Annotated in this window: 10 protein-coding genes; all 10 read left to right on the plus strand. The window is 54.5% G+C overall.

Translation table 11 applies throughout. The features are described from left to right. Window positions 1-279: 279 nt before the first annotated feature. The 10 genes from ACYZT3_RS19530 (at window position 280) to istB (ACYZT3_RS19575) (ending at window position 13,158) form a co-directional block, all read left to right on the plus strand. Complete coding sequence (locus ACYZT3_RS19530) at window positions 280-1,440, plus strand: DegT/DnrJ/EryC1/StrS family aminotransferase (RefSeq protein WP_462030501.1); 1,161 nt, start codon at window positions 280-282, stop codon at window positions 1,438-1,440. Next, a complete protein-coding gene (locus ACYZT3_RS19535) occupies window positions 1,437-2,381 on the plus strand; it encodes a glycosyltransferase family 2 protein (protein ID WP_462030502.1) in 945 nt (314 codons plus the stop codon). The genes ACYZT3_RS19530 and ACYZT3_RS19535 overlap by 4 nt, the downstream gene beginning before the upstream one ends. Then, window positions 2,374-3,330, plus strand: a complete 957-nt coding sequence (locus ACYZT3_RS19540; protein ID WP_462030503.1) for a WxcM-like domain-containing protein — start codon at window positions 2,374-2,376, stop codon at window positions 3,328-3,330. Before ACYZT3_RS19535 ends, ACYZT3_RS19540 begins: the two co-directional genes overlap by 8 nt. Continuing rightward, window positions 3,327-3,737: a GtrA family protein gene (locus tag ACYZT3_RS19545; protein WP_462030504.1), complete on the plus strand. Its 411-nt coding sequence runs from the start codon at window positions 3,327-3,329 to the stop codon at window positions 3,735-3,737. Before ACYZT3_RS19540 ends, ACYZT3_RS19545 begins: the two co-directional genes overlap by 4 nt. A 10-nt stretch (window positions 3,738-3,747) precedes the next feature. Then, window positions 3,748-5,952, plus strand: a complete 2,205-nt coding sequence (locus ACYZT3_RS19550; protein ID WP_462030505.1) for a hypothetical protein — start codon at window positions 3,748-3,750, stop codon at window positions 5,950-5,952. 267 nt (window positions 5,953-6,219) lie between these two features. Further along, complete coding sequence (locus ACYZT3_RS19555) at window positions 6,220-8,319, plus strand: hypothetical protein (RefSeq protein ID WP_462030506.1); 2,100 nt, start codon at window positions 6,220-6,222, stop codon at window positions 8,317-8,319. 535 nt (window positions 8,320-8,854) lie between these two features. After that, window positions 8,855-10,369, plus strand: coding sequence for an IS21 family transposase (gene istA, locus ACYZT3_RS19560; RefSeq protein ID WP_462030507.1), 1,515 nt, complete (start codon window positions 8,855-8,857; stop codon window positions 10,367-10,369). A 19-nt stretch (window positions 10,370-10,388) separates the two neighbouring features. Beyond that, complete coding sequence (gene istB / locus ACYZT3_RS19565) at window positions 10,389-11,144, plus strand: IS21-like element ISPsy14 family helper ATPase IstB (protein ID WP_462030508.1); 756 nt, start codon at window positions 10,389-10,391, stop codon at window positions 11,142-11,144. A 206-nt stretch (window positions 11,145-11,350) separates the two neighbouring features. Further along, a complete protein-coding gene (gene istA, locus ACYZT3_RS19570) occupies window positions 11,351-12,373 on the plus strand; it encodes an IS21 family transposase (protein ID WP_131061595.1) in 1,023 nt (340 codons plus the stop codon). Continuing rightward, the gene (gene istB / locus ACYZT3_RS19575; protein ID WP_131061594.1) at window positions 12,370-13,158 is read left to right on the plus strand and encodes an IS21-like element helper ATPase IstB; all 789 of its coding nucleotides are present in this window, start codon (window positions 12,370-12,372) and stop codon (window positions 13,156-13,158) included. Before istA (ACYZT3_RS19570) ends, istB (ACYZT3_RS19575) begins: the two co-directional genes overlap by 4 nt. The last annotated feature ends 211 nt before the right edge of the window (window positions 13,159-13,369 follow it).

Genomic DNA, 13,369 nt, shown 5'->3' on the forward strand with positions numbered 1-13,369 from the left:
CGGGAGATAATGATCGCAACAGCAGACAGCGCTGATAATGACGGTTGTGTAACAGAGATATTCGTGCAAGCAGCAGTTTATTGAATTACCTCGAAGTTAGCCACTTCGCTGCCCGTCGCGACTGGCTTACCTGTGCCGAAATCAACGAATGGCAAAGCATTGGCCCCTATTTGCTCTTCGCTGGTTGGAGCTAGCTCATGGGAGGGATAGAATCCGTGCGAAAAAAGGGAATGGAGCGTTCACCTGAGTAGACCGCGGCCTTCCCGTCACATGCAAACTTTGGTTAACGCCGTCAAAAATCATAAATTACACGCTTTTTTTGCTTCGAAATGGAGAGCACCCATGCAGCAAATCAACAACCTCGCGACGAAGATCAACAAATTCCAGACTCAAATTAATACATCGATTCAACGAGTCGTCGCCAGTGGTTGGGTGATTTTGGGGCCGGAGGTCAAACGTTTCGAAGCTGCTTTCGCTGAATATTTGAACGCCAGTCATTGCGTCACCGTGGCCAACGGTACCGATGCAATCGAATTGGCGTTGAAGGCTCTGGGCGTTCAGAAAAATGACCAAGTGGCAACCGTCGCAAACGCCGGCATGTATACCACCACCTCGATCATGGCGATTGGTGCGACCCCGCTGTTCATGGACGTCGAACTGGATACACAAGTTGTGACACTCGCGAGCGTGAAAAATGCTATCGCCTCGGGCGCCAAAGCGGTGGTCGTCACGCACCTGTATGGTTTGGCAATCCCCGAGATTCAGGAAATCGCGACCTACTGCGCAGCGCAAAAAATCACCCTTCTGGAAGATTGCGCACAAGCCCATGGCGCCGAACGGAACGGCAAGCGTGTCGGCACCTTTGGCGATGCTTCCAGCTTCAGCTTTTACCCCACCAAAAACCTCGGCGCCTTGGGCGACGGCGGCGCGGTGGTGACCAACTCGGCTGACATTGCCCAGCGCGTAGCCCAACTGCGCCAGTATGGCTGGTCATCAAAGTACTGCGTTGAACTGGACGGTGCTCGAAACAGTCGTCTGGATGAGATGCAAGCCGCTATCCTGCTGGAGTTCCTTCCACACCTCGACGAAGGAAACGTGCGTCGTCGCCAGATTGCCGCGCGTTATCGCAGCGAAATCAACCACAGCGACGTTCAACATCCGCAAGACCATGGCAACGCATCGGTTGCGCACTTGTATGTGATCCAGTCAGCAAAAAGAGCGGCACTGCAGGTGCATTTGCGCGAAGCCCAAATTGCATCGGATGTTCACTACCCGATCCCTGATTACAAGCAACCGGTATTCGGGCAACAATTCGTCGGATTTTCGCTTGAAAATATCGAGCATTTGGCATCGGTGATTCTGACACTGCCCTGCTACCCGGAAATGACCGACGACGAAGTCAGCAATGTCGTTGCAGCCGTCAATGGATGGGCTGAATGAGATATTCCGTTATTGTTCCGGTCTACAAGAATGTTGATTCAATACCTCGGCTGATCCAGGCCTTGACGGACATGAACGAGACCCTAGAGAACCAGCTCGAAGTGGTCTTCGTGGTAGACGGCAGCCCCGATGAATCGTTCGCCTTGCTCAAAGCAGCGCTGGGCACGATGAGTTTCTCTGCACAGCTACTGGCTCACTCTCGAAACTTTGGCTCGTTTCCCGCCATTCGTACCGGCTTGATGGCGGCGAAGGGAGACTACTTCGGCGTGATGGCGGCTGATCTCCAGGAACCTCCGGAATTGCTGATCAGCTTCTTTAAGTCCCTTTCCAACGATGAGTGCGATATTGCTATCGGCACTCGCAACGCTCGAAAAGATCCGCTTTCGAGCCGTATGGCCTCATCGATATTCTGGGGTTTGTATCGTCGCCTGGTTGTGCATGACATGCCCAAGGGTGGCGTGGATATTTTTGGCTGCAACAAAGCTTTTCGCGAGCAACTGCTGCAACTGAATGAATCCCGCTCCTCGCTGATCGCACTGATATTTTGGCTGGGCTTCAGAAGAAAGTTCATTGAGTACGAACGTCAGACCCGCCAGGAAGGAAAATCCGCGTGGACGTTCAAAAAGAAGCTCGAGTACATGATGGACAGCGTCTTTGCCTTCACCGACTACCCCATCAGATTGCTGATCCGAATGGGTGCCATGGGCTCGCTCGTTTCGCTGTTCATTGGCTTGATGGTCATCATCGCCCGCATTTCTGGCGCAATCGAGGTCCCGGGCTACGCCGCGACTATGGTCGTGGTTCTGATGCTGGGAACAATGAATTTACTGGCGCTAGGCCTGGTAGGCACTTACGCCTGGCGCGCCTACGAAAACAGCAAACAAAGGCCACTGGCCATCGTGTGCATGAAGTTCGATAACAAGGAGAACCCAATTGACTGATCCCTTCATCCACGCCAGTGCTGACGTCAAAAGCAAACACATTGGAAAAAACACCCGCGTATGGCAGTACGTGGTGATCTTCCCTGACGCCGTCATCGGTGACGACGTCAACGTCTGCTCGCATTGCCTGATCGAAAACGATGTGATCATCGGCGATCGCACTACGATCAAATCCGGCGTCTATGTATGGGATGGCCTGAGAATCGGCTCGGACGTATTCATCGGCCCCAACGCCACGTTCACCAACGACAAGTTCCCGCGATCCAAAGTCTATCTGGACTCATTCTCCCAAACCGTCATACAGGATGGAGCATCCATTGGCGGTGGGGCGGTCATTCTGCCTGGCGTGACGATCGGTACTGGCGCCATGGTTGGTGCCGGCGCCGTCGTCACCAAATCAGTGCCTCCGTATGCCATCGTCACCGGTTCACCGGCAAGAATCACCGGCTATGTGGAAAACTCCGCCTTCAGCGATGCGTCCAAAACAGCGACACACAAAGCCGAAGAGCAGGACGACGCGGTCGTCAAGATCGGCGTTGGCGAAGTGACGACTCACAAGTTTAAGTTCATCCCAGACATGCGAGGCGATCTGTCAGTCGGCGAATTTCACAAGGATATCCCTTTCACCCCCAAGCGCTACTTCCTTGTATTTAATGTGCCAAGCCAGAAAACCCGCGGCGAACACGCACACCACAAATGCCACCAGTTTCTGATTTGCGTCAAAGGCAGCTGTGCCGTAGTGGTTGACGATGGGACCAATCGTGCGGAAGTTCTTCTGGACGCCCCGAACAAAGGCATTTACTTGCCACCGCTGACCTGGGGCATTCAGTACAAGTACTCCGAAGACGCCGTATTGCTGGTCTTCACCTCGGATTACTACGAGGCCGACGATTACATCAGAGACTACTCAGATTTCACCAAACTGACATCGAAAAAAAGCGCCTCGTGATCAAGCTCACTCATGATCCCCGGGTACGCCGCTGGCTAAGTTTTCTTGTCGGCGGCGTGCTTAATACCGGGCTCACGTATTGCCTCTATCTTTTTTTGAGTTACTTGATCGACTACCAGATCGCCTACGCGATTGCCTATGCGGCCGGAATATTCTTTGCTTATTTCTTCAACTCAAAAATAGTCTTTAAGGTAGAACAGTCATGGGTGGGGATGGTGATTTACCCCACCATCTACCTTGTGCAATACCTGTTTGGAGCACTGCTGCTGGGTCTTCTGGTTGAATACCTGCACCTGCACAAAGCCATTGCCCCCATTCTGGTCATCGTGCTCCTCCTGCCTTCCAGCTACCTTTTAAATAAGATTGTTCTGAAAGCAACTCATAAAAAAAAGCCCTCGAAGGATTAACAGGCACCCCATGACCGTTACCACTTTTCAGTTGTCCCCTGTGACGTCATCGCTACACAATGGAAAAGCATTATGTTGGCTCGCCCATCTCGGGCCCGCATTATTGACCATACTCTTCATATGGCTACCCTTCGGCTTTGCAATGATCGGATTGCTCGAAGAATGGGGAGTTATCGGTTTATTCAGTCGAATTGGCGTGTTTTTTATAGCCGATGTATCCAGTGCCATGCCCGCACATTCACTTCGCCCACTTACTATTTTCCCACACTCCCTCGCCTACTTCCTTGACTCCAACACCTTCAATTACTGGCATGTCCTTTTAACAATTGCCCTCGTCATCAAAGGCTGGGCATTGAGCGTGATAACAACCCGAATAACAGGCACCGTGAAGTGGGGCATGATGGCTAGCGTGCTTGTCATTATCTTCCCTGCGGACACGATGCAACTTTCATTCAGGTCAATACACATCAACTGGGCGTTAAGCCTTGCCTTGCTGGGATGTGTTATTTTTCTGCAAGCCCTCGAGCAAAAAAGCAAAGTCCGATCCTTTACCCTGAGCGGCGCCAGCAGTCTACTTCTTGCCGCCGGCTGCGCATTGTATGAGGTCGCACTGGTGCTGGCGATCATTCCAGCACTGGTGATTTTCATACAGATCGGCTTCAAGAAAATCATCCCGCATATCAAAACGTTTTATATACAACACCTGATTTGGGCATCTGGCGCCATTGTCTACATAGCGTATGTGATTCACACCGCTCCACTCGTGCAAAGCTATCAAGGCGCAGTGGTTGGCGACAGCGCACTCTCTTCCCTGAACAGGTACTATCCTAAAATCTTTAGCCTTGGCGTAATGCGAAGTCTTTTTGGCGGCTGGATTGATGCAATCAAGATCACCTTGGCCGAGTTCACCGGTTACGGGCACCTCGTACTTACCACGGCTACGTTACTTTTACTGGTTTTTATTGTTTCCATGCATTCAAAAAGCGCCATTGCTTCGCAGATCGAGACCAATCCGCCATTGGCACTGATTCTCCGAATGGCAGCCGCCGGCATAGTCATTATCTGCCTCGGGTATTTGCCATTAATTTTCAATATTGCCCATATGTCCGTCAGCCAGCGAACATTCCTGTATGCGGCACCGGGAGCAACGTTGGTCTTTGTGGCCCTACTTTTAGCCATTAATTACTTTTCAAAAATTGCAACCGCGTTAGTGGCCACAGTATTTGTATTTACCGGCTTGGCCTCGCAGCTCTATCAACTCCACCACTACATTGACATCTCAAAACGACAACAACTTGTACTGAGAGACATCATACGGAATTTTGATGGTAACGCAGCCAATAAAACACTGGTGATTCTCGACTACAACAACCAGCTCAATCACGACTGGATGTTTTTGAACCCTAATCTAGCAGCACTTTTGTTCCACATATACGGCAAACCTGTCGACACCCTGGAGGTCTGCTACATGCCTAGTCATGAGTGGCAGCAATCCGAGGCACTGCTGCGCAAGGGAAGTTGTGAAGAGACTGCCGATAGCTGGATTTTCCACTACCCTACCTCTGCCAGCGGGCCGGGAATGGCAGCCACGGATCAACCGCCCAGTAAAAAACATCCGAAATCGGAGATTGTCACCGTGGTCGTTGGCAACGGTGATACGGAGCCCGTCACTGCTGAGCTTGAGGCCCACCGCCAAAACCTTGAATCGACTGCCTTCACAATGAGCGCAAGGTACCGAGGACTCACCCAGACACAACCTTGGTTCGACTTCCTCGGCTTCCGGGATGAGACAAACAAGGATGAATACTTCTGGAGTTTTGGTAACAGGTGGAGCCTGGACATTCCGATAGCGGGCTCCGAATGGAAAAAAGTCGAGTGGGAAGGCAGCCGTATATCCCACAACGCCTCCGCCTGGAAAATTGCACCACGAGCGTCACTCAACTTTGAAATGACCACGGCAGCGGTGCCTTATAGCATCAGCGGGAGTTTCAACGCGTTCACCAATGAAAGTATCCGCAGCGAAATGCAGGTTCTGGTGAACGGCTCTCTAACTCCCATCCAATGGGGCAAGGACGGAAATTTCAGCGGTAACCTGGACCCGACTACATTAAAGTCTGGCAGGAATGTCATTGAGTTCGTGTCGCAAGTCGATGACAAGCACTACGGGCTTTCCGCCAGACTCGACTGGGTAAAAGTAGCCAAGGAAAGCCGCTGACAACTGGACATAAAAACCCGAATCGGCCGTCGCTACTCTGACATTTCGCTGCAAATGCCCAGAGTAACGGTGGCGCACAGAAGCGCAGAACTACGCACTGGCTTTCAACTGCAAACCTGAATATCTGCTCTGAACACAAGCTACGGCATTTTAATGAACAAAAGGCCTTCTATGAAGACTAGTCATACGCTCCCCCCCTCTGTGCACACACAACGGTACACGCGCTGGATAACTCATATCCTCCCGGCAGCCATCGTTGTTTTAATAATGTGGCTGCCTTCTGGCTTTACCCTGACAGGAGTATTGGAAGAATGGGGGATCGTTGGTCTGTTCAGCAGACTAGGATTGTTTTTCATTACCGATGTGAACAGCGCCCTGCCCCTCCATGCGCTTCGTCCATTGACCATCTTCCCTCACGCTGTCGCGTACTTGCTTGATCCCAACAGCTTCTATTACTGGCATGTCCTACTGATTGCCGCGCTGATCATCAAAGGGTCGGCTTTAAGTATCCTCACGACCAAAATGACCGGTTCATTAAAGTGGGGCATGTTGGCGAGCGTGCTTGTCATTTTGTACCCGGCAGACACCATGCAACTGTCGTTCAGGTCCATCCACATCAATTGGGCATTAAGCCTAATGTTGATGGGCAGCGTGATCTTCCTGCGTGCCCTTGATCAAAGCAGCAAAACCCGATCCTATGCGCTGAGCGTAGTGAGCGGCCTATTGCTGGCCGCCGCCTGCGGGATGTATGAAATCTCGTTGTTACTGGCAGCGATTCCCGCCTTGGTCATATTCGTCCAGATCGGCTTCAAGGGAATAATCCCTCATATCAAAACGTATGTTTTACAGCATCTGGTATGGCTTGGCGGCGCGGCTGCCTATGTAGCCTACGTCATCCACACCGCACCGCTTATTCAGAGCTATCAAAGCAACCTGGCAGGCAGTAGTGCGCTGACGACCCTGCAGCAGACTTACCCGAAACTGTTTTCTGTCGGCCTCATCCGCAGCATTGTAGGCGGCTGGGCCGACGCATTACGCATCACCCGGGTCGAGGTGATCAGCTATTGGTATCTGGCCGTCGCCACCCTGGTCATTCTCTCCATCTTTTTTGTTATTTCAAGAACATCGAAGAACAGCACGATTTCCGAGAACAAGATCCGCCCGATGCTTGCCCGGATGTGCCGTCTGGCAGCCATAGGCATTGTGCTGGTCTGCCTTGGTTATGCACCGTTCCTGCTGTCCCCGCCACACCTTGCGATCAGCCAGCGTACATTCCTCTATACCGCTCCGGGTGCAACACTATTCTTTATCTCGCTGCTGTGGGCAGTGAATTATTTTTCGAGGACCGTGACCAGCGCAATAGCCGCCGCGATGATCTGCATTGGGTTGGGTGCTCAACTCTTCCAGTTTCACCACTACATCAACATCTCAAAAAGCCAACAACTAGTACTCAGGGATATCGTGCAAAACTTTGATGGCAAACTGCCTCAGAGCAAAACACTATTGATCCTCGATTACTCCAACCAATTGAACCACGACTGGATGTTTTTGAATGTCGACATGGCGCCAGCGTTGTCCTACATGTACAGCAAATTGATCGACAAAATCGAAGTTTGTTACATGCCGAGCCATGAGTGGCAACAAGTGGATTCGTTGTCTAGAAGAGGCAACTGCGTCGAAGATGCCGACGGCTGGACATTTAATTATCCCGCCTCCGTCAGTGGACCAGGCATTGAACCCACTGTTCAGCAACCCAGCAAACGACTTTCAAAATCCGACGTTATCCCTGTCGTAGTGGGCGACCATAGCAAAGTGGCCGCTCACTCTGAACTGGATGCCTATCGTCAGGAACTGACCTCCAACGACTCCCCTGTGGGCATCCGGTTTCGAGGCGTCACCGAGACAAAACAGTTCGATTTTTTCAAGTTCAGGGACCAATTGCCCAAAGAAGAATATCGCTGGAGCTTTGGCGACTGGTGGAGCCTTTACATCCCGACGGCAGGTTCGGGCTGGCGTGATCCAGAGTGGGAGTCAAGCGGCTACACCCATCACGTGTCGTCAGCCTGGAAAAACGCCGCGCGCTCATTCCTGTACTTTGACCTGACACCCCAAGCGACGCCTTATGAAGTAAGCGGCTACTTTAATATCTTCGCCAATGAGCAAATGCGCAGCCAGATGCAAATTCGCATTAACGGCACCTTGATCTCTATTCAGTGGGGTGCAGACGGAAACTTCAGAGGCGCGGTAAACCCTGAGACACTGAAGACCGGAAGGAACGAACTGGAGTTTGATTCGCCAACAGACGATAAATATTACGGACTTTCAGCCCGACTGGACTGGGTACAAATCGTCAAACAAGCGAAATGATCACGTAATACAGAGCTGAAACTGGCCATCATTCTGAGAATTTGCTGAAAGTTTCAGAATGATGGCCGATCGCTCAGCACTCTATTCGGACTCCACCTCGCAGAGTCCACATCGGCTACAACGCCTTGCCGACAAATCACTCGACTCATTGACTAACGATCCTGGACGCCCAATTCGGGGGCGATGGCCTTCATTGCGAAGTCCGCGCCGTGCGGCGTCAAGTGGACAATGTCCAGATAGAACGCATCGCCACTGGATTCCGAGGCCCTCATCAAACAGCCGTTTTTATTAGTAAGTGTCAGTACCGATGGGGATTCCATGCGCACTTGGACACCCATTCCACGAACACTTGGACAGCGATTCCACGCTGACTTGGACACTCATTCCACGGCCACTTGGACACTGATTCCACGAGCACTTGGACAGTGATCTCTCACTGATCCGACCCCAAGCTCAGGCAGGCAGCAACGCAGGACTATTCACTACCATCGACCTCTTTTATCGAAGCGAAGAGGTCGTCGTGGAGCGTATATCCATGCGTAAAATCCGAGAGGTACTACGCCTAAAGTTCGACGCCGGCCTGTCCGTGCGCAAAATTGCTACCAGCCTGCGCATTAGCAGCGGCAGTGCCGGCAATTACCTGCACCGTTTCAACGCTTGCGGGCTGACTTGGCCGACGTCGTTGTCGGACGCCGAACTGGAGCGATGTCTGTTCCCGCCAGCACCGACGGTTCCCAGTGATCAACGTCCGATGCCGGACTGGGCATGGGCGCATGCTGAGCTACGCCGCCCCGGCGTAACCCTGGCCCTGCTTTGGCAAGAGTATCGGCTCACCCACCCGCAAGGCTTCCAGTACAGCTGGTTCTGCGAGCACTACCGCCTCTGGGCTGCCAAGGTCGACGTGGTCATGCGCCAGGAGCACCGTGCGGGCGAAAAGCTGTTTGTCGATTACGCCGGCCAGACCGTGCCGGTCATCGACCGGCAGACCGGGGAAATCCATCAAGCCCAGATCTTCGTCGCCGTCCTCGGGGCGTCCAGCTACACCTTCGCCGAAGCCACTTGGTCGCAGAAACTCTCTGACTGGCTGGGCTCGCATGCCCGCTGCTTCGCCTTTCTCGGCGGCACATCGCAGATACTGGTACCCGACAATCTGCGCAGCGGCGTTACCAAGGCACATCGCTACGAGCCCGACATCAACCCCAGTTACCGCGACCTGGCCGAGCATTACGGCGTGGCCGTGCTGCCCGCTCGCTCGCGTAAACCCAAGGACAAAGCCAAGGTTGAAGTCGGCGTACAGGTAGTCGAGCGGTGGATCCTGGCGGTGCTGCGCAACCGCCAGTTCTTCTCCTTGGGCGAACTCAACACAGCCATCGCGCTGCTGCTGGATCGCCTCAATCAGAAGCCCTTCAAGAAGCTGCCAGGCTCACGCCGGTCAGCCTTCGAGACCATCGACCAACCGGCGTTGCAACCGCTGCCGGAACACCCTTACGTCTACGCCGAATGGAAAAAGGTACGCGTACACATCGACTACCACGTCGAGGTCGACGGCCATTACTACTCGGTGCCGTACCAGCTGGTGAAGCACCAACTCGAAGTGCGGCTAACCGCTAAGACCGTCGAGTGCTTCCACGCCAACCAGCGGGTGGCCAGCCATCTGCGCTCGCCGCACAAAGGCCGCCACACCACCCAAACCGAGCACATGCCCAAAAGTCACCGCGAACATGCCGAATGGACGCCGCAGCGATTGATCCACTGGGCAGAGCAGACAGGCCCGAATACGGCCGGCGTCATCGCCTACATCCTCGAACGCCGGATCCATCCGCAGCACGGCTTCCGCGCCTGCCTGGGCATCCTGCGCCTGGGTAAACAGCACGGTGAAGAGCGGCTGGAAGCCGCTTGCCAGCGTGCGCTGGCACTGGGCGCGTGCAGTTACAAAAGCCTTGAATCGATCCTGCGCCAAGGGCTGGAACGGCTGCCGCTGGCCCAGCAAAACCTGCCGTTACTGCCTGAAGAACATATCAATCTGCGCGGCCCTGGCTACTACCACTGACTGAAAAAGGAGCATCAAAATGCTGCCCAACCCAACTCTCGATAAGCTGCAAACCCTGCGCCTGCACGGCATGATCAAGGCGCTTGGCGAACAACACGCAACGCCTGACATCAACGATCTCAGCTTCGACGAACGCCTCGGTCTGATGGTCGACCGCGAGCTGACCGAGCGCGAAGACGCCCGCCTGACGACTCGCCTGAAAGCCGCACGACTGCGCCATAACGCCTGCCTGGAAGACATCGACTACCGCAGCCCGCGTGGCCTGGACAAGGCCTTGATCCTCCAACTGGGCAGCGGCCAATGGCTGCGCGACGGCCTGAACCTGATCATCGGCGGCCCAACTGGCGTAGGCAAAACCTGGCTCGCCTGCGCGCTGGCTCACAAGGCCTGCCGCGACGGTTACAGCGTGCGTTATCTACGCTTGCCGCGCTTGATGGAAGAACTAGGCCTGGCCCACGGCGACGGCCGCTTCGCGAAACTGATGGCGGGTTATGCCAAGACCGACTTGCTGATCCTGGACGACTGGGGCCTGGCGCCGTTTACCGCAGCGCAACGGCGCGACATGCTTGAGCTGCTGGACGACCGCTACGGCAACCGCTCGACGCTGGTGACCAGCCAGATGCCCGTGGACAAATGGCATGCACTGATCGGCGATCCGACCTTGGGCGACGCGATCCTCGACCGGCTGGTGCACAACGCTTATCGGATCGAACTGAAGGGCGAATCGATGCGCAGACGCGCAACGAAATTGACGGCGGTAGGAACTTCAGACTAACAATGCAAACCTGCGTCGCTGCGCTCCGACTGCCTGTCCAAGTGGATGTGGATCAGGTGTCCAAGTGAGCATGGAACGAGTGTCCAAATGATCGTGGGCTGAGTGTCCAAGTGTCGTGGAATCCGCAAGTACCGATGCAAAACTGACCCACCCTACCGGTTGAAAACTGACCCACTTGGGCAAAATGCAGCTTTTGCGAGCTGCCCATGCTGTCCCAGGAGCAACACGTGGAAATCAGTGTTCTTATTCGTCAGGGTTTGTCTATTCGGGCCATCGCCCGGCAGATGGGCTGCTCTCGCAATACCATTCGACGCCACCTCAAATTACAGGCCCAGCGCCAGCCCGTCGTCTATGGCCCGCGCGCGCAGCGCGTGGGCAAGCTTGTGCCTTTCGAGGCCTATCTGCGCCAGCGCGTAGAAGCCGCTCGACCCCATTGGATTCCCGCCATCGTGCTGTTGAGGGAGATCCGCGAACAGGGTTACGAAGGCGGGTACTCAATTCTCACCAGCTTTCTGCTGACCTTGAAATCCAAGGCAAACGAAGCCGTCGTTCGCTTTGAAACCGAGCCCGGTGAGCAGATGCAGGTGGACTTCACCGTCATTCGGCGTGGCCGCGATCCGTTGTTAGCATTCGTTGCAACGTTGGGCTGGAGCCGTGCGACCTACGTCGTTTTCTCCCGTCGCGAAGACTCCGCAGCGTGGTGTTCCGGTATCGAAAAGGCGCTGCGTTTCTTCGGCGGTACGCCGCGAAAGCTACTCTTCGACAACGCCAAAACCATCATCCAGGAACGCGATGTTTATGGCCCCGGTCAGCACCGCTGGAATACCGCGCTATTGAATTTGGCAGAGCGCTACGGCTTCACACCGAAAGTCTGCCGGCCTTATCGGGCGCAGACCAAGGGCAAGGTCGAGCGCTTCAACCACTACCTGAAAAACAGCTTCGTAGTGCCACTGGCCGCGTCACTTAACCAGGTCAACTTGCTGTTGGACGTTGAGGTCGCGAACAGCAAGATCGGCCCTTGGTTGATGGAGGTCGCCAACGCCCGAACACATGCGACGACGGGCGAAATACCGCAACACCGACTGGATACCGAAGTGCACCACTTGTTGCCCCTGCCAGAGATCCAAGGGGTTGCGAGCAGCATGATTTCGGTCGTCCAACCCATGCCGGTGGAAAGCTTGCAGCATCCGCTCTCGGTCTATCAGGCACTGCTTGAGGTACGTCCATGAACCTTCAACATCTGCGCATCGAGTCTCTTTGCCAACAGTTCAAGCTGGACACTTTTGCGACGGACTGGCCGGCACTGGCCCAGCAAGCGGCCGAAAAAGAAACGAGCTATGCCGACTTCCTGGAACAGCTTCTGCTAAGCGAGGATCGCGCTCGAAACGAGCGGCGGCGGCAAGCGCTGCTGCAACAGTCCGGGCTGCCGGCGGTAAAAACGGTTGAACAATACGACTTCAAATTCGCCAGCGGCGCGCCGCAAAGCCAGATCCTGGAACTGGCCGGGCTGGCCTTCATCGAGCGTAAGGAAAACGTCGTGCTGCTGGGGCCTTCGGGCGTTGGCAAAACACACTTGGCCAGCGCTCTGGCTTATCGGGCGATCATGGCAGGCATTTCGACCCGATTCATCTCCGCCGCCGACCTGACTTTGCAACTCGTCGCCGCGCACCATCAAGGGCGCCTGGCTCAGTATTTCAGTCGCGTTGTTCAACGCTCGAAACTGCTGGTGATTGATGAGATCGGCTATTTGCCGTTCGGCCGTGACGAAGCCAACTTGTTCTTCAACGTGATCGCCAAACGGTACGAACATGGCAGCTTGGTGCTGACCAGCAACTTGCCGTTCAGCCAGTGGGCAACGACCTTCGCGGACGACTCGACACTGACCGCTGCGCTGCTGGATCGGCTTCTGCACCATGCGCATATCGTCCAGGTCAGCGGACAGAGTTATCGACTGAAGGACAAGCTGAAATCAGGTCAGGTGGTGCCGAGAGAAACGGCCTCGCCACAGAAATAAACAGACCTCAAACACCGCCGGGGTGGGTCAGTTTTACTTCGGTAGGGTGGGTCAGTTTTCAACCGGTGTTGACAAGTAAGGGATCCATGAACCCCACATTCCAAGCGGATAGCTGAGGGCTGATGCTGTGCTCCGAATTTCCAGAGGAGCCCATCACCATGATGCGTCCCAACGCCAGCGTTGAAAAAGTGCACCTCTATCCAAAGCCGGT

Source organism: Pseudomonas sp. MDT1-16 (assembly GCF_054898115.1).

Excerpts from the sequence above, each read along its gene's own strand:
- istB (WP_131061594.1), top strand. The coding sequence starts at position 12,370 with ATGAACCTTCAACATCTGCGCATCGAGTCTCTTTGCCAACAGTTCAAG.
- istB (WP_462030508.1), top strand. The coding sequence starts at position 10,389 with ATGCTGCCCAACCCAACTCTCGATAAGCTGCAAACCCTGCGCCTGCAC.
- ACYZT3_RS19535 (WP_462030502.1), top strand. The coding sequence starts at position 1,437 with ATGAGATATTCCGTTATTGTTCCGGTCTACAAGAATGTTGATTCAATA.
- ACYZT3_RS19555 (WP_462030506.1), top strand. The coding sequence starts at position 6,220 with ATGTGGCTGCCTTCTGGCTTTACCCTGACAGGAGTATTGGAAGAATGG.
- ACYZT3_RS19550 (WP_462030505.1), top strand. The coding sequence starts at position 3,748 with ATGACCGTTACCACTTTTCAGTTGTCCCCTGTGACGTCATCGCTACAC.
- istA (WP_131061595.1), top strand. The coding sequence starts at position 11,351 with ATGCTGTCCCAGGAGCAACACGTGGAAATCAGTGTTCTTATTCGTCAG.
- istA (WP_462030507.1), top strand. The coding sequence starts at position 8,855 with ATGCGTAAAATCCGAGAGGTACTACGCCTAAAGTTCGACGCCGGCCTG.